Annotated in this window: 19 protein-coding genes; 10 read left to right on the top strand and 9 right to left on the bottom strand. The window is 58.3% G+C overall.

Translation table 11 applies throughout. The features are described from left to right. Window positions 1-61: 61 nt before the first annotated feature. The 3 genes from Mal65_RS24395 (at window position 62) to clpX (ending at window position 3,162) form a co-directional block, all read left to right on the top strand. Window positions 62-889 (top strand): sugar phosphate isomerase/epimerase family protein, encoded by an 828-nt coding sequence (locus Mal65_RS24395; RefSeq protein WP_145303843.1) that lies wholly within the window; start codon window positions 62-64, stop codon window positions 887-889. Between the two features lie 276 nt (window positions 890-1,165). Continuing rightward, the gene (locus Mal65_RS24390) at window positions 1,166-1,471 is read left to right on the top strand and encodes an SHOCT domain-containing protein (RefSeq protein WP_145303841.1); all 306 of its coding nucleotides are present in this window, start codon (window positions 1,166-1,168) and stop codon (window positions 1,469-1,471) included. 410 nt (window positions 1,472-1,881) lie between these two features. Next, window positions 1,882-3,162, top strand: a complete 1,281-nt coding sequence (gene clpX / locus Mal65_RS24385; protein WP_145303838.1) for an ATP-dependent Clp protease ATP-binding subunit ClpX — start codon at window positions 1,882-1,884, stop codon at window positions 3,160-3,162. Between the two features lie 255 nt (window positions 3,163-3,417). Here clpX and Mal65_RS24380 read toward each other — a convergent pair whose 3' ends face one another. Together Mal65_RS24380 and Mal65_RS24375 are read right to left on the bottom strand one after the other, a co-directional pair. Continuing rightward, window positions 3,418-4,401, bottom strand: coding sequence for a DUF1559 domain-containing protein (locus tag Mal65_RS24380; RefSeq protein ID WP_196784417.1), 984 nt, complete (start codon window positions 4,399-4,401; stop codon window positions 3,418-3,420). Between the two features lie 452 nt (window positions 4,402-4,853). Next, complete coding sequence (locus Mal65_RS24375) at window positions 4,854-5,390, bottom strand: hypothetical protein (RefSeq protein ID WP_145303835.1); 537 nt, start codon at window positions 5,388-5,390, stop codon at window positions 4,854-4,856. 469 nt (window positions 5,391-5,859) lie between these two features. Between Mal65_RS24375 and rpmB the strand changes: the two genes are divergently transcribed. The 4 genes from rpmB to Mal65_RS24355 all read left to right on the top strand — a co-directional run bounded on the left by rpmB (window position 5,860) and on the right by Mal65_RS24355 (window position 9,209). Then, a complete protein-coding gene (gene rpmB, locus Mal65_RS24370) occupies window positions 5,860-6,126 on the top strand; it encodes a 50S ribosomal protein L28 (protein ID WP_145303833.1) in 267 nt (88 codons plus the stop codon). A 2-nt stretch (window positions 6,127-6,128) separates the two neighbouring features. Further along, window positions 6,129-6,434: an Asp-tRNA(Asn)/Glu-tRNA(Gln) amidotransferase subunit GatC gene (gatC, locus tag Mal65_RS24365; RefSeq protein ID WP_145303830.1), complete on the top strand. Its 306-nt coding sequence runs from the start codon at window positions 6,129-6,131 to the stop codon at window positions 6,432-6,434. Window positions 6,435-6,530: 96 nt separating this feature from the next. Beyond that, window positions 6,531-8,150, top strand: coding sequence for a Na+/H+ antiporter NhaC family protein (locus tag Mal65_RS24360; protein ID WP_145303827.1), 1,620 nt, complete (start codon window positions 6,531-6,533; stop codon window positions 8,148-8,150). Between the two features lie 66 nt (window positions 8,151-8,216). After that, window positions 8,217-9,209: a hypothetical protein gene (locus tag Mal65_RS24355; RefSeq protein WP_145303824.1), complete on the top strand. Its 993-nt coding sequence runs from the start codon at window positions 8,217-8,219 to the stop codon at window positions 9,207-9,209. 40 nt (window positions 9,210-9,249) lie between these two features. On the opposite strand, the gene Mal65_RS24350 is transcribed toward Mal65_RS24355, so the two are convergent. The 4 genes from Mal65_RS24350 to ruvA all read right to left on the bottom strand — a co-directional run bounded on the left by Mal65_RS24350 (window position 9,250) and on the right by ruvA (window position 13,084). After that, window positions 9,250-10,263 (bottom strand): dihydrodipicolinate synthase family protein, encoded by a 1,014-nt coding sequence (locus Mal65_RS24350; protein WP_145303821.1) that lies wholly within the window; start codon window positions 10,261-10,263, stop codon window positions 9,250-9,252. Between the two features lie 27 nt (window positions 10,264-10,290). Beyond that, window positions 10,291-10,734 carry a thioredoxin fold domain-containing protein gene (locus tag Mal65_RS24345; protein WP_165701504.1) on the bottom strand — a complete coding sequence of 148 codons (444 nt, stop codon included), beginning with the start codon at window positions 10,732-10,734 and terminating at the stop codon, window positions 10,291-10,293. A gap of 514 nt (window positions 10,735-11,248) precedes the next feature. Further along, the gene (locus Mal65_RS24340; protein ID WP_145303815.1) at window positions 11,249-12,040 is read right to left on the bottom strand and encodes a PAS and helix-turn-helix domain-containing protein; all 792 of its coding nucleotides are present in this window, start codon (window positions 12,038-12,040) and stop codon (window positions 11,249-11,251) included. A 417-nt stretch (window positions 12,041-12,457) separates the two neighbouring features. Further along, window positions 12,458-13,084: a Holliday junction branch migration protein RuvA gene (gene ruvA, locus Mal65_RS24335; RefSeq protein ID WP_145303812.1), complete on the bottom strand. Its 627-nt coding sequence runs from the start codon at window positions 13,082-13,084 to the stop codon at window positions 12,458-12,460. A gap of 712 nt (window positions 13,085-13,796) precedes the next feature. On the opposite strand from ruvA, the gene Mal65_RS24330 reads away from it, so the two are divergent. Then, a complete protein-coding gene (locus Mal65_RS24330; RefSeq protein WP_145303808.1) occupies window positions 13,797-14,948 on the top strand; it encodes an Ig-like domain-containing protein in 1,152 nt (383 codons plus the stop codon). Window positions 14,949-15,661: 713 nt separating this feature from the next. Beyond that, window positions 15,662-16,066, top strand: coding sequence for a hypothetical protein (locus tag Mal65_RS24325; RefSeq protein ID WP_145303805.1), 405 nt, complete (start codon window positions 15,662-15,664; stop codon window positions 16,064-16,066). Here the strand turns inward: Mal65_RS24325 and Mal65_RS24320 are convergent. Then, window positions 16,061-17,247 (bottom strand): IS3 family transposase gene (locus tag Mal65_RS24320; protein WP_145303803.1). Its coding sequence is split into 2 segments (ribosomal slippage): window positions 16,061-16,977 and window positions 16,977-17,247, totalling 1,188 coding nucleotides; the frame shifts between segments, so codons are not numbered across the junction. The genes Mal65_RS24325 and Mal65_RS24320 overlap by 6 nt on opposite strands. A gap of 565 nt (window positions 17,248-17,812) precedes the next feature. On the opposite strand from Mal65_RS24320, the gene Mal65_RS24315 reads away from it, so the two are divergent. After that, window positions 17,813-18,007, top strand: a complete 195-nt coding sequence (locus Mal65_RS24315) for a hypothetical protein (RefSeq protein WP_145303801.1) — start codon at window positions 17,813-17,815, stop codon at window positions 18,005-18,007. Window positions 18,008-18,187: 180 nt separating this feature from the next. On the opposite strand, the gene ruvC is transcribed toward Mal65_RS24315, so the two are convergent. Together ruvC and cysS are read right to left on the bottom strand one after the other, a co-directional pair. Continuing rightward, complete coding sequence (gene ruvC, locus Mal65_RS24310) at window positions 18,188-18,691, bottom strand: crossover junction endodeoxyribonuclease RuvC (RefSeq protein WP_196784416.1); 504 nt, start codon at window positions 18,689-18,691, stop codon at window positions 18,188-18,190. A gap of 15 nt (window positions 18,692-18,706) precedes the next feature. Beyond that, window positions 18,707-20,302 carry a cysteine--tRNA ligase gene (gene cysS / locus Mal65_RS24305; RefSeq protein WP_145303798.1) on the bottom strand — a complete coding sequence of 532 codons (1,596 nt, stop codon included), beginning with the start codon at window positions 20,300-20,302 and terminating at the stop codon, window positions 18,707-18,709. Window positions 20,303-20,324 lie beyond the last annotated feature (22 nt).

Here is a 20,324-nt window from a genome sequence, read left to right as displayed (position 1 = left end):
CGCCAATTTGCGTCCAGCGGATTGCCGGGTCCCTGCAAATGGTTGGGGGAGCGGCCAGAACGTGAACGTCGGATTCCATGCCGCCGCCATGCCGTGGCACGACGACGCAACGGCGCTGCGATGGCTTGCCCAGATGGGGTACCGCGTCGTGGCATTGATCCCGCGTCGCAACGGATTGCGGTTGGCCGACGACGGCGCCGTGGCTGACGCAACCCCGTTGAATCTTTTGGCCGGTGAACTGGGGTTGCAGGTTTGGCTGTGTTTGGAAGGCCGCTTCATTGACGATCCGCATCGTCCCGGTTGGCCGTCGCTGGCCAGTGAAGACTCGTGCGTCGCTGATCGATCGTTGGAACTGGCAAGTCGTTGGATCATGGCCGCCGCCAGCATCGGGGCGACGACGGTGACGTTTTCCTGTGGCAGCACGGGCGGGGCAACCGAACGTCATGACGAAGCGGTCTTGGATCGATTGGCCCAGCGGATCGACGTGTTATCGGCGCTGGCCGATCAAACGGGAATCACGTTGGCGCTGCGGCCCGAGCGGGGCGGGGTGGTGGCGACGACGATTCATTTTGATCGGCTGCGGCAATGGGTCCGCCGGCCGGGATTATTGAAACTGTGGGCGGACGTCGACGTGATGCTGCAGACCGGTGAAATTCCGGTGGCGGATCGGCTGGCCCGTCACGGCGATTGCTTGGCGGGTTTGGTGATGGGGATGCATCACGTCACGGCCAGTGAATCGGCGGGGTTGCGATTTGATCCCGCGATCATGCTGGACAACTTGTCCGGGACCGGAATCGACGCGCCGGTGATTTTCCAGATGTCGGCGGCCGATGATCCGCTGCGGTGTCCCTACGATTCGGCGATTCGGTTCATGCGTGAAAACGGCTGAACGGGAAATCGCCGAGGTCTTTTGCAGGCGGCGTCGGAATCACGCCCGATTGACGTTGGCTGTGGGCTGTGAAACGTCGTAAACTACGTGAAACACGAAATTCTTGCGAAATCGCGTCCCCTTTCCTGGACCACGTTTACGGGACACTCCTATCATCTTTTTGGGCGGAGGACGACGCGGGGATCGACGGGCAAGATTGAATTGCGACGACGACCAAGCGACGACGCATTGTTGACGAATGCAACGGTGTGACGTCCCGACCGGATCGGTGGGATTGTGACAGATTTGTTTAGCACATCGACGATGCAGTCTGTCGGATCCTTATTGATCTTGGTCGTCTTGATTGCTGCCGGATTTTATCTGGTGTCAATCTTTCGCGACTACGCCGCCAACGACCAGGAAACCGAAGTCGACGTGCTTGCTAACTTGCGAGAAATGCATCGCAAGGGTGACATCAGCGACCAGGAATTCCGAAAGATAGAATCCATCACCCAAGGTCAAGTTTCCGGGAGCCAACCATCCGCGTCGTCCGACAGTGACGACCCATCCGGCGACACGTCGCCCACGTCATCGAATCAGTGAAATCGGATCGACCCGGCTTTTTGGTGCCTTGTGCACCGGAATCCGAACGGACCGCCAGAACCACCACTTTGACGTGGCCACCGTGACGCCGACCGACCGATGCAGGTCAGGCGGATGATTGATTCCTTGGAATTGACGCCGGTGAAAGACAAACGGCCGAACGTGGCCCGGGCGAACCTTCCCTTTTGTTTGCCCTGGCAACCCAGCAAAGCGCGTAGGCCGACCCGATATTTAAAACCCAATCCACCACCAAAGTTTGCCGCGGGTCGTTGATGACCCACGTTACAAACCCGCGTGGCTGATCCTTCCCTCGCCGTCCGCCGCCGAATCGTTTCTTGAAAACGTCGGCGGCGAACGGCGGTCTCGGTCGGCCGTGGCGACATTGGCGTGGCACAGCCTAGGAGTCGTGTATGCCCTCGAAGGATAATTCCAGCTCACGCCGCGGAAGTTCGGCCAGCAAAAAGAACGCGTTCTGTTCGTTCTGTCGAAAGAGCTATCGCGACGTCGGGCCGTTGGTCGAAGGACCAGGCGACGTTTACATCTGCAGCGAGTGCATCGAGCTGTGCCAGTCGATCTTGGATCAAGAAGAACGACGACGTGGGCCCAGCAAAGCACTGTTCAGTGAGATCCCGTCGCCGCGTGAAATCACCGAGCACTTGGATCAATACGTGATCGGCCAAACGGCCGCCAAGCGTGTTTTGGCCGTCGCCGTCCACAACCACTACAAGCGGTTAAGCACCGAGTGGGATGGTGACAGCGAAGTCGAAATTGAAAAGAGCAACATCCTGTTGGCCGGCCCGACCGGCAGCGGCAAAACGCTGTTGGCCCGTTCGCTGGCGCGGATGTTGAACGTTCCTTTTGCGATCGGCGACGCCACGACGTTGACCGAAGCGGGGTACGTCGGTGAAGACGTCGAAAACTTGTTGCTGAAGTTGTTGCATGCGGCCGACTTCGATGTCGAGGCCGCCCAACGCGGCATCTTGTACATCGACGAAGTCGACAAGATCGGACGCACCAACGGCAATGTTTCGATCACCCGTGACGTGTCCGGCGAAGGCGTTCAGCAAAGCTTGCTGAAGATGCTGGAGGGAACCGTTGCCAACGTTCCGCCGCAAGGCGGGCGAAAGCATCCCGAACAGCAATACATCCAAATGGATACCAGCAACATCCTGTTCATCTGTGGCGGGACGTTCGTCGGGATCGAAGAAATCATCCGCAAACGCTTGGGGCATCGTACCCTGGGCTTTGGCGGTGGATCCAGCGTCCGAAACGAACAGTCCACCGCGGAACTGTTGGCCCAAGTCGAAACCGAAGACATCCTGCAGTTCGGTTTGATTCCCGAATTGGTCGGACGTTTGCCGGTGGTCAGCTATCTGCAACCGCTGGACGAAGAAGGTTTGGTACGAGTGATGAAAGAGCCCAAAAACTCGATCATCAAACAGTACAAAGCACTGTTCGAGATGGAAAACTGCGAACTGAATTTCACCGACGAAGCGTTGCACTATGTGGCACGCCAAGCCCTGGACAAGGGAGTCGGAGCTCGTGGGCTTCGCGGCATCTTGGAACAAGTGATGCTGGACATCATGTACGACCTGCCCGAACAAGAAGACGGCAGCGTTTACACGATCGACGAAACCGTGGTCAGCGGGTCACGCAAGTTGTTCCAAATGCCGACCACCAAAAGCGCCTGATCTGGACCAGTGAATCCGATGGCAGGCAAATGCCATCGGATTTCAGATCAACCGAATCTCGCCTGGGCCCGCCGATGCAAATGTGTCGGCGGGCCTTTTTGATAGGTTGCAAAAAGCGCCGTTCACGCATCGCCGATCAAGCAACGCGACCGTGATGAACGTGTCCCAAAGATCGCGTCTTAGTCATCAAAGTCTCAGCGATCAACCGTCTCGCAGTCGAACGAACTCCGGCAGGTCGCCAATTCGTTGGGCGGCTTAGAAGCTGGACATTTCAACGACCTCGCGACCGTTGCGTGAACCAATCGCCAAGCGGATCGCTTCGTCCAGTTGTTCGGTGATGTAGCGAACCGAACCGTCGGCCATCGCGACGTGAACGCCACCGGGGTGATAGCTGCCGATGCTCATCTGCAGATGATCGTTGGGCACACGTTCCAAGTTGATGCCAAAATACAGCGACGCCAGGGCTTCGGAAAAATCGCGTCCGTTCAAGTCATCGAAATCGGTGTGATACAGCATGAAGTGATCACACACGCCGCACTGGGCAAAATCGATGAACCGAGTTTCGGCGACCATCACCGTGTTGCTTAGGCCGTCGGTGACCGAAGCGAATGATAGCGGCGGCATCTCCGGTCGATTGTCACAGAAATTCGATCCGCTGCTGCGGTGACAAAAATCACAGGCTTGAAACAGGCCGTTGCCCGATTCCATCCCCAGCCGTCCGGTGATGGAGTAGTTGTTGTGAATCACATCGCTGCCGGCATTGCCCAGATAGCTGTTCAGCGCGCGACCGGTGATGCGTCCCATGGATTCGTTGAACACGGTGGGACCGAACTGGGACGGACAACGAAACGTCGGCAACGCGCTGGTGGCCAACAACCGAAAGTGTTTGCTGTCTTGGTCGTTGCCGGTCGCGTAGCCCGGTTCGCCATAAGGGACGATCGACGCCAACGACGCTTCGCCGATATTGGGCAAGATGTCGGTCGTCCAGCTGGGGCCCCAGCCGCCTTTGGCACCCCACGGCAACTTTTGGTAAGTCGCGTGATAGTTGTGAATGGCCAGACCGATCTGTTTCAGATTGTTTTTGCAGGATGTCTGGCGGGCGGCTTCCCGGGCCGCTTGGACGGCGGGCAACAGTAACGCGACCATCACACCGATCACGGCGATCACCACCAACAGTTCCACCAAAGTGAAACCAGCGATCGGGCGGCGGGCGGCGAAGGGGTGAAGGGACGTTCTCACGCGGACTGTTCCGGTCGACGCGGGCGGGAGTGGATCCGACGTGGTTGCATTCGTTCAGGCCGGCGCGATCTTGGCCGACCCGAGCGTGGACGATCCGTTCTTGGCGGGCGGCCGACAGGTTCTGGCGGATCGCCGGCCCCGACGGCACGGTCACTACGGGCACGATTCAGACTTGGATCGCGCGTCGGATGCCCGAATCAAGGCATTTGAAATCGGGGCAACCGCTGTTCGCCGCTATCGGCCACGTCGCGTGCGAGTTCGATCGGTCGCAGGGTGTCCCTTCCCCCACGGTGGACCGTCATCGCGGCCCTACAGTTTATCTCCGTCCCTGCGGGGGCGTCCAGAAACAAAACGCGGATTGTGCGGTGGCGGCGATGATGGGGCGGTGTCGGAAATTAGGGTCGAACTGACCGCCCGCAAGCCCGCAGAAATTAGCTTCCATGGAAATCGGCTTACAGCAAGCCGACCATTTCCATCAGGCTGTTCAGGCTGTCGAATTTCCGCTCGCTGACCTGCAGCCGGTCACCCGCACGCAGGGCGTAATCGCTTTCCGGGCGGACTTGATCGCCGTCCTCGGACATTTTCACTGCCATGGGAATGCCCGACACCGAATCGCTGGTGTATCGATACAGCGTCGCGTCGACGGCACCGATTTTGGCCAGCACACCGGTTTGTTGCAGCAGGGTGCTGACGAAAACGCTTTGTTGTCCCGGCGGCAGCGGCAAGACGCGGGTCGGCTGTTCGTCGCCGACGACTTCCAGGACGATGGCGTTTTCACGTTTGGCCTGGCGAACCCGCTGGTACATGTCCTGGGTCGCCGTGCCGGCAAGCGAGACCCCTTCACCGATCGGCTGATACGGCACATCGGGGGCCGGCGGTTTGAACGCCGGAATCGACAAAGAACTGCATCCGGTCGTCAAAACGGCGGCGAACAACAGCGCGGCGACCGGCGCGGAGCGTCGGATCTGGCCGGTTGAAAATGCAATCATCGGGTTCGTCTGCCTGAACGTGGCGGTCCGGGGTGGGAAAATCTGTGTGGGGGACGAACACCCGGGACGCATTGGTCGCGCGTCGACGACATTGCGGCCTGGGCGGTCTTGGGGAAAGATCGGCACTTTGACGGCGACACTTTGGCCAATCGCCACTTTCCCAATGGATTTTTTCAAGTCGAACGACTTTTCAATCGCGACCGGCGGATCGGACTGACGCCGATAGAGGGGGGGATGGAAGACGGGGCCGGCCGACCGGTCCGGCGATCGGTGGATCCCGTTCCAGCGGGTACTGATTTGCCGATCGGACCGCGTGGCCCGGCGAATTTGGCACGTCGTGGGCCCGGTTCACCCCGGCGGGCCCGGTTCACCCGGTTTTCCTGCTTTTCCCCGATCGGACAACCGGCTATGATCCCGCGTTTGATCCAGACCAAATATCAATCATCCCAGCGCCAGAGAAGAAGAAAACATGGCCCGGAAGTGTGAAATCTGCGGTAAAGGTGTCCAAATGGGCAACCGCATCGAAACGCGTGGTAAGGCGAAGTACTTGGGTGGTGTCGGTACGAAAATCACCGGCAAGACGCGACGCAAATTCGTTCCCAACCTGCAAAAAGTCCACGTGACGCTGCCCAGCGGCGCGAACAAGTCCATGCGTGTTTGCACCCAGTGCCTGCGCAGCGGATCGGTCCGCAAGACGGTCAAGACCAAGCCGTTTGACGTCAGTGGCGCCAAGTAGCCATGGCGTTGTCCGAAGACGACGTCCGCCAGTTGGCCAAGCTGGCGCGTTTGCAGCTGAGTGACGAAGAGGTCCACGGAATCGCACCCCAATTGGAGTCGATTCTGGGGTTCGTTCAGCAATTGTCAGAACTGGACACCGATGATGTGCAGCCGATGACGACGGCATTGGACGTCGAAAACCGCTGGCGCGACGACCAAGTTCAGCCCAGTCTGGGCACCGATGTTGCTGTTCGGATGGCACCGTCCAGCGACGGCGAACACTTTTTGGTCCCGCCTGTTCTGGGTGCCGGCGGCACTCGTAAGTAGATCCCGGGCCGAATCGGGTTGCCCGCACTGGTCTTTTTCGTCGCCGGATCGTTGGCCCTGTGATCTTTGGCCCTGTGCCGGAAGTGACCCCGATTCATGGCCGATGCGAGCTGGCTGAGTCTGCTGCCGCCCGTCGTTGCGATCGTCCTGGCCATCGTGACCGGCCGCGTTTACATTTCTTTGACCCTCGGCGTCTTGTCGGGGGCCGCGCTGTTGGCGACAGGGCAACCGGATTCGACCGGCACCGTGGTTTGGATGCTGGCAACGATCGAAATCTTTGTTCGGTCCCTCTGGCAATCCGTGACAGATTTCTATCACCTGCAGGTCTTGGTGTTCAGCCTGTTGCTCGGTGCGATGGTGGGCGTCCTGGAAAGTGGCGGCGCGATACCCGCATTGCTACAGCGGATTTCCCATCGAGTCAGGTCACGCCGGGGGGCCCAGTTGTTGATCAGCTGTTCCGGGTTGGCCATCTTCTTTGACGACTATGCCAACACGCTAATGATCGGCGGCGCGTTTCGCTCGACCGCCGATCGATATCGAATTTCGCGGGCGCGATTGGCCTATCTGGTGGATTCCACTGCGGCGCCGGTGGCTGGTTTGGCTTTGGTCAGCACGTGGGTGGCCACGGAGATCAGTTATTTGCAAGAAGGTCTGCAACAGTCTGGTTGGCCGGATACCGATCGGACGTTTGAGATTTTTGTGGCGTCGGTTCCGTATCGTTTTTATCCCATCTTGGCCATCGTGATGGTCATGTGGACCAGTGTTTCGGGGCGGGAATATGGTCCGATGGCGTCGCAAAGCCCGCATCCGTTGCCGGAGACGCCGGGCGATGACGTTGCCGCGGAAGACTCCGGTGCAACGAATGGTTTTGTGGTGGTGATTGCCGCCGTGCTGCCGGTGGTGCTGTGCGTCACCGCCGTGTTGGCAACGTTGGTACAGACCGGATGGCCACAGGAACCGTTCCCATCGTCGATGTCAGGGCTTCAGCGTGTCGGAACAATCATCGGAGGCGGGGATTCGTATTTGGCATTGGTGGTCGGTGGTGGCGTCGGATTGGTATCCGCATGGATCGGCGCCGCGGCGATAAACATGCGGCCGCTCGGTCGTGTGGGGCAGGGGGCTTTGGCGGGTGCCGGACAGATGTTACCGGCGATGCTGGTGCTGTGGTTGGCGTGGGCACTGTCGGCCATGACGTCGACCGATCAACTGAATACAAGCGGATACTTGTCATCGATGCTCCGTGACACCATGGACGTGCGGTGGTTGCCGACGGTGACTTTTTTGCTGGCCGGAGCCGTCGCGTTTTCGACCGGAACCAGTTGGGGCACGATGGCGATCCTGACACCGATCGTCGTCGCGCTAGCGATTCGGATGTCCGGACTGACGAATGATGGGGGCGTCGATTTGGCGGAACATTCGATCTTTTTGGCGACGTTCGGATCGGTCTTGGCGGGGGCCATCTTCGGCGATCATTGTTCCCCCATTTCCGACACCACGGTTCTGTCCAGCCGTGCCAGCGGTTGTGATCACATGGTGCACGTCCGAACACAAATGCCTTATGCGATCACCGTCGGCGTGGTTTGCGTGCTGGTCGGTACCTTGCCGGTGGCCGTCGGCTGGTCACCTTGGATTTGCCTGTTGGCGGGTGCATGTCTACTGATTGGTTGGGTCCGTTGGTATGGCCGTCCGGTGGATCAGGATGGCGTCGTTGCCTGAACCGCTGGATTGACCTTGCGTCGTGTCGGGTGATTCTTCTAACGGACGATGTTGGACGATTCTCCGATGATGGAAGATGTTGCTTTGCCAGGATTGCCCTTCGTGCAGGATTCGATGAAACGTACCGCAAAGATCGTCGCTTTGGCGTTGGTCGTGGGTTGGATAGCCGACGGTGATCCGACTCGCGCCCAGACGCTGCGTCCGATCGGCAGCCTTTCGCGTTCCGCTGCGCCCACAACGGTTGCGCCGTCAATGTCGATGTCGCCGGCCAATCGCACGGCCCCGTCGGCCAACGTGGTGCCGGCCGGCTACACGGCGCCGGTCCAACGCGCGATGTTCATGCAGCAAGACGGATTCGGTTTGCCCGGTTTTGATTCCACGACGCCGGGTGGAACACCCGGTGCGGGCGGCCCGGTGGCACCAGGCATCGATCCACCGCCGTTGATGCCGCCGCCCAGTTCTTCGGCGCCCCTAACGCCGGCACCGCAAAGTGGAGCGCAGGGTTTTGCATCGCCGGGACCGGGCTCGCCGACTTTGCCGCCGCCGGGAATGACAACCACACCATCGTTAACGCCACCGCCGTCGGTACCGCAGCGCAGTTTGCCGTCACCGCCGGCGACGACGTCGGTACCCGGAATGCCATCGACGCCACCGCCCGCATCGACGATCACCGGTGGCGACTACGCACCCATGGCCACACCATCGTTGGCGGGATCGGGCTATGCGACGATGGACAACTGTCCGAATATTTCCCCACCTAGTTCGTACACAGCGGCCAGCGGTTACGGATGCGGCGTCGTGCCGGCATCGGCAACCACCACAACGCCGTACGTGCCGCCACCGGCACAGATCGCCAGTCCCGCGGTGATGCCGCCTGCGTCGACGGTGGTCGTCCAGCCGGTTCCCGTTGCACCCACCACGGCGGCGCCCGCCGACGCGTTGATCAATCTGGGCAACCAAACGGTGCCGGTCCAAGTCGGACAAGGATTGTGGGGGCAGCCCAAGGCCTACGTGCCGGGGCAATCGGTGCGGAACTGGATTCGCTACTTCGCACCCTAGTGTTCGCTACTTCGCACTTTAGTGGGCGGGCCCAGGTAACTTACCGGGTTTCGTCGCGGGTGACTTGAAGCTGGCGGATGACCGATTCGACGATCGATTCGATCGTCTCGCTGGGCAGCGATGCCTGCCGCGTCTGGTGGTCCGGTGCATCATCGGTGACACGCCGGATCATGGCGTCGATCTGGTCTTGGCTGCGACGCACGGCCTCTTGTTGTGTCGCCGACAGAGTGACCCGCCCGCTGCCCAAATCCCAACCTCGGCTGCGCGCCCCGGCGCGGAATCCGGCCGGGAATTCACCGAGAGAGATCATCGTGTCGAACAGGGGCACCAACTGGTACTGCAACTGGACCGCAGTGTCATAGTCACCGGCGACACACGCGCGGTGGATCGCTCGGGTCAATTCGGGCACCACACCGCTGGTCGCGTTGGTTCCGCCATCGGCACCGACCAGCAACATCGGTGTCAGCACGGTGTCCCATCCGGTCAAGAAAGAAAAGTCATCACGCATCGGCCGAATCGCGGCGATCATGCGGATCATGTTTGGCACATCGCCGCTGCTGTCTTTGATGCCGATCACGCGAGGACATTCCGATGCCAGGCGGATGACGGTGTCGACGTCGATCGGCGAAGCGAAAAGCGGGATGTTGTACACCGTGACGTCGATCGACACGGCATCGGCGATTTCGCGAAAGTACGCATACACGCCTTCGCTGGACAGCCGATAGTAAAACGGCGCGACGATCGCGACCGCGCGGGCCCCCATCGCGGCATAGGCTTCGCACGCCTCGATCGTTTCCCGCGTGTTGGCTTCGGCGGCGCCGGCCAAAACGGGGACACGTCCGTCGGCCTGGTCGATCACGATCTGTGCGATGTGTCGACGTTCTTGTGGTGAAAAGCGGACGAATTCACCCGTGCTGCCGTTGGGGTAAATGCCGTCGACGCCGCGTTCAATCAGCCAGTCGACATAGGCACGCAAGGTGTCTTCGTCGACGCGGCCCTTCGCATCCACCGGCGTGATGTTGGGGGTCAGGATGCCGGAGATGCGTTGGTTCATCGTGGTGCAGCAAACAGTCGTTGGGGATCAACGGCTGGGGGGGCGTCCGCCGATCCGTTGATTCAAAAATGACAAAACGTTTTCCGGCGGCTGAAAGCCGTCGCGGTGCTGGACGACTTTGCCCTCGGGCGTGGCCAGCAGGGTGGTCGGGTACATCTTAAGCTGGATCCGTGACAACACCTTGTCGTTGCGGCCCTTCTTTAGATGAATCGGAATGAACCGGCCCACCAGTTGACCCGCGATGCTGTCGTTGCACCAAGTCCGCTGTTCCATGGCCTGGCAATACACACAGTTTTCGCTGGTGATAAAGATCACCATGGGCAGCCCCGTTTTGCGTGACGCATTCCAGCCGTCTTCCAAGCTTTGGTGCCATACCGGTTGCCCCTTGGAAGCCGTGGGCGACGTGACCGGCGGAAGTGAAGCCGAACTGGAACGATAGCCACTGGACGCCGGGGCAACGGACGCCGGCATGTCGGCATCGACCGGGACGCATTGAAACGCCCCTGCCAGCATCACTGCAACGCCGGCGAGTGTGGACAGTGGCCGAGAAGTTCGGCGCAGAGAACGGGGCTGACGTTTGGGGATCGCGCCGCGTTGGCATCGAACCCGTGCCGATTCTTTCAAGCACGTGAGCATGACGTTGTTCGCAACAATAGAAAGGGAATCGAATACTCCACCCACACCCGCTCGCGTTCTGCGAATCGGCGGTGCACCGCCAAAGAAAGTGACGGTTGGCGGGACTTTGCCGCGTGCGGCGACTGGCGAAAAGGAGTCGATTGGGCGGACAAGGCCAATGAGGCTAGGGGATCCCCATCGTCAAAACAATCCAATGCGATATATCCGCCCCAAGAAGGATTGTTTCTGTGTTTTTGTACCCCCGTAGGTTCGGATGGTGGGGGGGAGGGTGGGCGTGGTAAGAAGCCTTACGTCGGGTCGAGCCGTGGAAATGTGCCGGCTGCTTTGCGGCAGTTGTGGCGACCGCGGGCTACTGGGATTCGCCCAAGCGTTTCAGCGCGGCATGCTTCAGGTCCAAGCCGACCTGGGTCACCAGCCGGGTCATCGCGACTTGGCCTTGCAGGTGCAACTTGTGGCCGATCGATGTCTTATGACGTTCGATGGTTTTGGGGCTGCGGAACAGATACTTCGCGACGTCGGGAACGCTCAGGCCGTGGCCCAGCAGCACCAGAACTTCCAGTTCACGCGGGCTGAGAACGTTCAGCGGTCCCAGGTCGATGAAGTTGGAATTCAAAATGGTTTCTTCGCTGTTTTCGGATTCCGAGGTTTGGCCATCTCGGGGTTCGGCGGGGTCACCGGACGAGGCCGGTGTGCCCAGGTCGCTGGGGTCGACTTCTTGGGTGACGACCAAGACATGGGAATCGAAGGAAGGTTCGGCGGCCCGATCATCGCCAGATTCTTGTTCACCGCAGTGGGGCGCGGTCGCGGCACGCAAGCCTTCGTCGTCGGCGGCGATCAATTTGGTCAGCGGCCAAATCTTGGATTCCAAATGACGGGCTTTATAGATGTGTCGGAATCGAATCGGTTTCTGTTCGTCCAGCACGCGACGGATCAGCGCCAAGCGTTCGGTGACGAAGTCTTCGTTATGAAAGTCGGCAATGCACTTGCCGCGGTAATCGACAGTCGGATCGACAAAGAACATCTCCATCGACACGTTGTTGACGAACAGCAATCCGCCCCGATCGTCCATCAAGCTGACGCCGACGCCGGGCAGGTTGGTCAGCACGGACCACAGTTGCAGTGCGGGTTGTGAATCGTTCATGGCTGTCAGACAGAGAAAAGCGTTGGGACGGGCCGTCGTTTGACTGTCGGCGGGTTCAGTGTGGCGTCACTCGCGATTCCTACATGGATCGCCTTAAGGTTATCGCCCCAGTGATTGTGACGTTTGCCCCGGGCGGGGACTGTCGGTGTCCGGCAATCCGAAAAAAGAAATCGGAAAGAGGGAATCCCCCGATCGAACGGTGGGGGATGAACATCCGATGATGCTTTGAAGGTCGCAACGTGTCAACGATGCGAACCGGCGGGGTGTGCAGACGGCGGATTAGGGCGCGAGGCAGGCCGTCTGTTCAGGCGTGTCATTGGACGCACCAGGCGTTCCCGTCTCGCCGAGGGGCAATCACGGGAACGCCGCTTTTTCTGACGCGGGTGTCGCTGGAACACCGGTGTCGCAGAGCTGCTTCTAAGACTGTCGCTGGTAAATCGCGGTCAGCAACGATTCGGTGTCCTTGAACTTCTTGCCGGTCCCCAGTGCTTCGTCGATCAGTTTGCGGGCGTCGGCTTCGCTGTGCCCCAGCACGACCAACGCGTCAAAGGTTTCACCAACGACTTGTCCGCCATCGCCGCCAACTTCCGCCGCTTCATCGCCCCCGACGATCAGGGCAAAGCGAGGCATCTTTCGGCGCAGTTTGGCGATGATCCGCTCGGACGTCGCCGGGCCGATGCCGGGCAGGGCGGACAAGGATTTGGCGTCCTGTTGTTCGATCAGCACGGCCAATTCTTTCACCGGCCGGACCATCGCACGCAGCGCTTTCTTGACCCCCACGCCGTCAACGCTGCAAAACAAGTCAAAGAACTGACGTTCCGGTTCGGTCGAAAACCCGATCAGCCGTGGGGTCAGCCGGCCGCCCTGGGCCGCATTGCCTTCGATGTAGTCCAGCGTGTGCAAACGCACCTGATCACCGACCTTGCTTTGCAGTTGTCGTCGGGTGTAGTCGCCCACATAGACTTCGTACTCAAAGGGGGCCGAAGCGACGACGACGGCGGTTTCACCGACCCGAGTCAGTTCGCCGGAAATGGTGACGATCATAAAAGCGATTCTTCCTTGTCTTACCGAGCGCGGACGCGCCATTGGAACATGCGTTGATCGTTGCGCCGATCAACGCCGGGCAGCCAATCCAGTGGTCTGTTCTGAGCGACTGGTCTGTTTCGAGTCATCAGTAACCTGAACCGTCGGCAAACAGCGGCACGCATAACCTTGGCCATCGATCAAGTCGACGCCATTGCGCCGGTGTTCACCGTTCGGCAGTGACCGCATCGATGCCTCCAAAACCACTCTTCATGCGTGGTGTTGTCCGCACGGATTCGTGGCGCTGTTGGCACGGATTTGTGGTGCTGTAGGCACGGGGGCCGCAACCGAGATTTCTGGTCGTTGTAACCCGCCGGGCCGAGGGCGAAAAGCAGGTCGACCCGGCTGCGTTCATTCTGGCTTCAGACCAAGGACGCTCCGCGATAACTCGGGCAGGCCGGTCAAAGGTGTCCGTGTCGAACCGGTACCGGGGCCACTGGATCCTAAGCGTGGGTTCGCGCCGGTGACGGGAATGTTTCGTCGACTCCTTCAGGGAACCGCCCGCGATTGGCTGGAATTCCGGATGCGTGATCTAGCAGCGATAGTCTCGACGAGACAGCTTTCTAAATGGCGACCGGCTAGATGACCAGAAAGCTTGCCCCCCCCCGTGTGGTTGCTATAAATCCTCTCCGTAGTTGTTGGTCTCAACGCATCAAAGGGACAAAGTCGTTGTATGTTTATTTTCACGTGCTCCACCCTGCGTCGAACAACGTCTCTTGCGTTGCTCATTGTTGGTTCATTCTGCGTTGCGGATGATCCCGGCCAGTTGATGAATGAAAACCGCGGGCCCTTGGTTCGCAAGGATCCGATCAAGGTCGTCAACAATACGAACATTGGTGGGGATAGCGGCACACTTGCTCGCTGTGAGATCGATCTAGGTGAACACCCGCCAGCAGCTTTGCTTCATTGCATCGTCACCATTCGAAATGTTGGCAATCGCATGCTTCGATTCAGTCGCGTTGAATCAGGTTGTGCCTGTTTGTCGGTGGCGCCAGCGAAGGGTGAGATTTCCAGTGGCGAATCGTTGACATTTCGTCTGCAAATAGAAACAGTCCAAAGGCCGACTCGCGTTGTGCAAACGGCGACTTTTACTTGCCACGATGACGCGATTCCCTCAATGTCGGTAAAGCTGCGGTACGGACTGACCGGTGTCGTTGGGTTCACAGCGAGTGACGTCCATGTCCGCGTGCCGGAAGGGGCCGGGGATTACTTCACGGAATTGTCGTTCTTCGCCGACCGTTCGTCGGTTGTGGATCTTATCGATTTCGGATTCGCTAGAAAAACGGACTCCACTGACCAGATAGACGTCAGCATCGACGAACACGAAAAAAAGCTTCGGTTGAAGATTCCGGAGTCGGTTCTTCAGCGAGGCGCTGTGTTTAATGAGCTATTCATCAAGAACATCGAAACGGGGCACATCAGCACTTTGCCTGTCACCATAAGCAAGAGGTCGGCAATCTCCAAATTTCCGAAAAAGCTAAGGTTCATTCGGCATGGTGATGAGACGGCGAACCAAGACGACATCGTATCGGCCGCTGTGATGGTGCTCGATCTCAACCAAAAACAATCCGCCGAAGAAGGAGGGCCAGCATTGTTGAAAGTAAGTTATTGTGATCAGCCTTTAAAAACAGTGATTGTAGGCCGAAACGGGCAGTTGACTCATTACAGCGTTGATTTGCCTATGGAATTGGTGCGATCTGCGCCGGCAGACAGACGGTTTGAATGTCGCTGTGAGATCAGCGGCGTCAAAAACAGAAGGGTAGTGACGCTACCTGTTTCTCAGGACGTGGTTCGGTATATTTCGGAAGTAGAAGGGGATTTGTGATGCGTTGTTTTCTTTTTTTGCTAGTGTCTCTAATGCTTGTGGCTTGCGGTCACTCTGCGGTAGCGCAGTGTTATGTCGTTGAATACGAGGACTGTGAGGACTGGGTTGATGAAGACCAAGGGTGTGAGCAAACCGAGTGTGAGGATGTCTACGGCTATTTTGGTGAACGGTATAGGTGTCCCGAAAATACTGTCGGAATAGAGGTCTGGTACAATGACTTTCAGTTTCCGAACGACATCTTGAGTACTTCCAATCCCAATGTGGGACGAGATGACTGGCAAAGCAAGCAGTCTCCATCTAGCGGCGTGTATTGTGCGTTAATTTATGATTGCGATACGTTGTCTGGCTGCTATCAGATTGATGGCCTGGTGTGCCAGAATGGTACTCAAAGCAACTATATCTACATGTCGGATATTGAGCTTGTCGGAGCTCTATGTGACTCCGGTGGTCCGCTGTGATAAGTAGGCCCAGTTAGTCGAGGTGATGACGGTGTTGGTTGCGTTTCATGTTCAAGTTTTTGAAAGATGTTTGTGCACATCAGTCGTCACTAGTGTCGAATCGTATGGGACGTGCGGACGAAGTTAAGGTAATTGAGAGAGATCGCTTGGCATTCTGAAACGTTGCTACACGCGTGTCTTGTGCTGGCAATTGGTGTGTGTTTTGTGTCATTCTCGATGCGATAACGGTGCGTATTGACGATGTTGTGCGTTCCGTTGGCCTGGAGCGTCGATGAGAAGCCTAGTTGGCTTTCGTTCAGTCGATATGCTGAGGGTAAAAAAGCAAAGTTCTGGTATCTGCTGCTGGGGTGTAAGATGAGGTTCGCTTTATTTGCTTTGTTCGTACTGGGGGTGTGTTGTGCATCGGTTGCGACGGCACAGGACGAAGCTGGTGCGAGATTGGAGGCTCAAGGGTACTTTGATGCCGTCGCCATTCGGATGGCGAATTTTCAAGAATATGACTTGCTGGTACGAGTCGATAACTCCATCGTCGTCAACGATGTGGTTGCACCAGTGTCGACCACCCGATGGCGAATTCGGATGGACAAAGATGAAAACTTTTGCTGCTTCGTTGCGTTGGAGGAAAGTGGAATGCCCCCATTTCCTGATCCACGGTTATGAGAGTACGGGTTGGTTAAACGATTCCACAGTGGGCTGCTTCCGCGAAGGGAGCGCAGCGAACGAAGCGGAAGTAGCCCACTGTGAAGCAAAATCCGCTGGGGCCATTCCACCGATGCCGCTGTGCGGACGTCGATGGTTGTACGTTTGACGCCATGACTCAATGATCGACTGTGCCTCGGACAAGCTGCTGAACAGCTCGCACGATAAACACTCATCGCGAAGCCTGCTGTGGAAGCTTTCGACGTTGCCGTTCTGCCAGGGACTGCCCGGTTCGATGTAGGAAGTCCCCACCTCAATGAAGTCCAGAAAGGAGCGGACCGCCTTGCTGATGAACTCCGGGCCATTGTCGCTGCGGATGAACGACGGGATGCCGCGGCTGACGAATAAGTCGCTCAACAGCGCCACCAAATCGTCGCCGGTGAACTTTCGACCCACTTCCAGTGCAATGCACTCACGAGTGAACTCGTCGATCAGAGAGAGGATCTTCAACGAGCGACCGTCTTCGGTTCGATCAAAGATGAAGTCGACCGACCAAACGTGATTGGGGTACTCGGCCGATCGACGAATGACGCCGCCTTCGGAGTTGCCCAATCGTCGCTTTTTCGCCTTTTTGACCGGCACCTTGAGACCTTGTTGTTTCCAGAGTCGGTGGATCCGTTTGAAGTTTACACACCAGCCTTCCTGCCGCAAAAGACGAGTGATGCGTCGATAGCCATAGCGAGGAAACTCGCCGACGAGTTCCAGTATTCGAGCAATCAGACGTGGTTCGTCTTCTTTGGTGTTTGGCCGGTATCGTTGGCTACTGCGCGATTGGCCGAGCGTCCTGCAAGCCCGACGCTCCGAGACGCCGAAGCAACTCTGCAACTTGCAGGCTGCTTCACGGCGACGCGTCGGGCTTAGAAGTTTCCCTCGGCGATCACCTTGAGCATTCGCTTATCGAGTTCTGCTTCGGCCAGCAGTTCTTTGAGCTTCTGGTTCTCGATTTCGAGTTCGCGAAGCCGTCGAGCCTCATCGGACTTCATGCCGCCGTACTGCTTCTTCCATCGCATCCAGGTCGATTCAACAATCCCAAGCTTCTGGTACACCTCCGCCAGGCTCTTGCCGGCGGCCAACATGGCTTCACCCTCGGCGATCGCCTTGACGATCTGTTCGGGCTTACGTCGCTTTCGTGCTTGTTTCATCTCGAGAGTCTCCTTGGCCGTTATTGGCCGGTACACTCTCATAACTCATGGACCAGTTTTTGGGGAGCACGCCAAAAGTGTTGATCCAGAGAGTGCGATGGTCGGGAAGCTCGACAAGATGAAGCTGGGGTGGAAAGCGACCATTGTTGACGGCACGGAATTGCGGACGCAGATCGCAGGAAGAGGGCGAGGATCGCAAGCGTATCGGGATTTCGACGAGGCTTTGAGTCACGCGAGGTGTCCGAATCTGAGCTTCATCGGAACGGGAGATTTTTTGTCGACATGCCTGGATTCGAAACGGTATCGCCTGCGTTTGGGGCGAGCTTTCGGCACGGCTACCAAGTTGCGTGTTTCTTCGTCACCGGCAGAATCGCAATGCAACATCAACGTGGTTTTTCAAAATGCAAAAAGCATTGAATCTCATCTTTGGCAGTTCGGATTGCATTCCCTGTCTCCTGAACGATACATCACGCGAATGAGTCGGCCGGGAAATCGCAAGACCAGAGTCATGTTTGACCAACGTCTTGATTGGGAGAATCATTCGGCATTGGGTTGGGTCCCCGTCATGTCTGAATCCACGGAAGAGATTCACTTGAAGTCAGAGGGAGAAGACGGACAGCGAAAGTACACACTTGCGAAGAAACTTAGCGATGCGCAGCTCTATTGGAAAAAGCCCGATAACTACACGGACTTGGCCGAGTTTCGAAAGATGGAGTTTTCGTTCGCGGAGATTCAAAAACTCGTCGACGCCAAGGAGTGATCGTGAACTTGAACGCTCTGTTTCAGCGGTGAATGTCGCCAGGGTCGGAGGCGAGATTCGGCACGAAAGCCAAGTCGGATGTTGTGGTCAAGGGAAAACCTGGCGTGGAGGTTTTCCGGTCGGGAGGGTGTGGAGGATGGTAGCTGATCTTCGGAATCCATCCTTCTTTTCTAGGTTCCCTTAACGTTCGGCCAACGACCCTGAACCCAGATAGTGACCACACAGCGACAAGGCCATGGCATCGGCGACGTCAGCCGGTTCGGGCACCGCGGTCAGGTTCAATTGAAGTTTGACGGCTTGTTGGATCTGTGATTTTGGTGCGCGACCGTTGCCCGTGATCACCTTCTTCACCCGTGTGGGTTCAAAGTGCGTGACGGGAATCCCCGCTTGGCTGGCGGCCAAACAGATCACGCCGCGGGCATGTCCCATCAGGATGGCGGTGCGTGGGCGTTCATAGTGTGAAAACAGCTGTTCCAGTGCCATCAAGTCGACGCGATGGGCCTGCAGCACTTCCGAGACACCGGCGTGCAATTCGGCCAGCCGCGTTTCCATCGGGTCACGTTGGCGGCTGCGGATCACGCCGGCTTCGCACAGGCGCATGGTGGCCCCGTCCAATCGCCGGATGACCGCATAACCGGTGGTGTTCAGCCCGGGGTCGATCCCCAGAATCAGCTTGCCATCCATGTCGGCGCCGCGGGGTTATTTCTTTTCCCAGGTCGTGCCGTCTTTGCTGTCCAGCAAAGCGACGCCGATTTCGCCCAGGCGGTCACGGATCGCGTCGCCCATCGCATAATCTTTGTTCGCGCGGGCTTCCTTGCGTAGGTCGATCAGCAGCCCGATGACGTGGTCCAACAGTTCGGCGTCACCGTCGTCGCCGCCTGCCGACGCGGCGACGGGTTTCAGGAACAGGCCCAGGACGGAGGTCAGTTCACGCAGCACGGTTGCCGCGGATGTCAGCGTTTCCAAGGCGGGGCTTGCCGGTGCGGCCGTGCCCAGTTTTTGAGTGTCGATGTGACGGTTCAGCAACCGCAGCAGATCGAACAACTGGCTGATCGCGGCGCCGGTGTTGAAGTCATCGTCCATCGCGGCCAGATATTTCGACCGCAACTGGGCGACGTCTTTCAACAGTGCATCGTCTTTGGGATTGGCGACACCGCCATCGAAGCGGGTTCGGGCGGCGGGCAGATCATAGAACGATGATCCGGTGATTTGTTCATAGCGATCAAAGAAGCGGTAGAAGCCTTCCAATGCCGTGCCGGCTTCTTGCAGCCCGTCTTCGCCGAAGACGATCGTGCTGCGGTAGTGCGTTCGCAACAGGAAGAATCGAATGCGTTCGCCGGTGTGGCGTCGGATCAATTCGGCCAGCCCGCCGGCGCCTTTGCTGCGGCTGATCTTGCCCTGTGCATCATCGGCGGTGGATTCACGATCGCTGCGTCCGCCGACTTTGCCTTTTTCGCCGGCCCGCATCAGGCCGTTGTGCATCCAGTACTTCACCATCGGTGCGCCGTGACAGCAACTGCTTTGGGCGCGTTCGTTTTCGTGGTGGGGGAAGACCAAGTCCAAGCCACCACCGTGGATGTCAAAGGTTTCGCCCAGGATTTCGTGGCTCATCGCCGAACATTCGATGTGCCATCCCGGTCGGCCGGCGCCCCACGGGCTATCCCAACTGGGTTCGTCCGATTTGGCGGACTTCCAAAGGGCGAAGTCGCCGGGGGACCGTTTCTTGGCGGCGGCATCACCGCCTTCGCCTTGCTGGCTGTCGACGCTGCGGTTGGACAGCTGGCCGTAACTGGGGTCTTTCATGACGTCAAAGAAGACGTCGCCGTCGACGGCATAGGCGTGCCCTTTCGCTTCCAACGTTTGAATGAAAGCGATGATTTGCGGCATGTGGTCGGTGGCGCGTGGCAGATGATTGATTTGGTTGACGCCCAGTTCTTTCAAGTTCGCCAGATAATCGGCGGTCATTTCCACCGCGATCTGGCTCATCGGGATCCCGCGTTCCCGGCTTTTGGCGATCAGTTTGTCATCGACATCGGTGATGTTGACGACCCAGGTCACGTCGTAACCGCTGTAGGTCAAAAAACGTTTGACGCAGTCAAAGATCACCGGACCGACCATGTGGCCGATGTGGGCTTCGGCATAGACGGTCGGGCCGCACAGGTACATACCGACGCTGGGCGGACGCAGCGGCTGGAACGCTTCCTTGGTCTTGCTCAGCGTGTTGTAGATGCGGATTTCGGGCTTCTCGGCGGGCGTCGTCGGGGTCGAAGCGTCGCTGGCGGTCGCAGTGCTCATCGAAAACGGTCTTCCAGGGCGT

It is taken from the genome of Crateriforma conspicua (genome assembly GCF_007752935.1).
Taxonomy (GTDB): domain Bacteria; phylum Planctomycetota; class Planctomycetia; order Pirellulales; family Pirellulaceae; genus Crateriforma; species Crateriforma conspicua.
The sequence above is the reverse complement of the archived record's forward strand: the minus strand, read 5'-3'. Positions and strand labels throughout refer to the sequence as shown.

Coding starts and splice junctions, on each gene's coding strand:
- ruvC (WP_196784416.1), bottom strand. CDS start 18,691: ATGGATGGCAAGCTGATTCTGGGGATCGACCCCGGGCTGAACACCACC.
- Mal65_RS24360 (WP_145303827.1), top strand. CDS start 6,531: ATGGCCGATGCGAGCTGGCTGAGTCTGCTGCCGCCCGTCGTTGCGATC.
- ruvA (WP_145303812.1), bottom strand. CDS start 13,084: ATGATCGTCACCATTTCCGGCGAACTGACTCGGGTCGGTGAAACCGCC.
- rpmB (WP_145303833.1), top strand. CDS start 5,860: ATGGCCCGGAAGTGTGAAATCTGCGGTAAAGGTGTCCAAATGGGCAAC.
- Mal65_RS24315 (WP_145303801.1), top strand. CDS start 17,813: ATGTCTGAATCCACGGAAGAGATTCACTTGAAGTCAGAGGGAGAAGAC.
- Mal65_RS24340 (WP_145303815.1), bottom strand. CDS start 12,040: ATGAACGATTCACAACCCGCACTGCAACTGTGGTCCGTGCTGACCAAC.
- Mal65_RS24350 (WP_145303821.1), bottom strand. CDS start 10,263: ATGAACCAACGCATCTCCGGCATCCTGACCCCCAACATCACGCCGGTG.
- clpX (WP_145303838.1), top strand. CDS start 1,882: ATGCCCTCGAAGGATAATTCCAGCTCACGCCGCGGAAGTTCGGCCAGC.
- gatC (WP_145303830.1), top strand. CDS start 6,129: ATGGCGTTGTCCGAAGACGACGTCCGCCAGTTGGCCAAGCTGGCGCGT.
- Mal65_RS24375 (WP_145303835.1), bottom strand. CDS start 5,390: ATGATTGCATTTTCAACCGGCCAGATCCGACGCTCCGCGCCGGTCGCC.
- cysS (WP_145303798.1), bottom strand. CDS start 20,302: ATGAGCACTGCGACCGCCAGCGACGCTTCGACCCCGACGACGCCCGCC.
- Mal65_RS24355 (WP_145303824.1), top strand. CDS start 8,217: ATGATGGAAGATGTTGCTTTGCCAGGATTGCCCTTCGTGCAGGATTCG.
- Mal65_RS24345 (WP_165701504.1), bottom strand. CDS start 10,734: ATGCCGGCGTCCGTTGCCCCGGCGTCCAGTGGCTATCGTTCCAGTTCG.
- Mal65_RS24330 (WP_145303808.1), top strand. CDS start 13,797: ATGTTTATTTTCACGTGCTCCACCCTGCGTCGAACAACGTCTCTTGCG.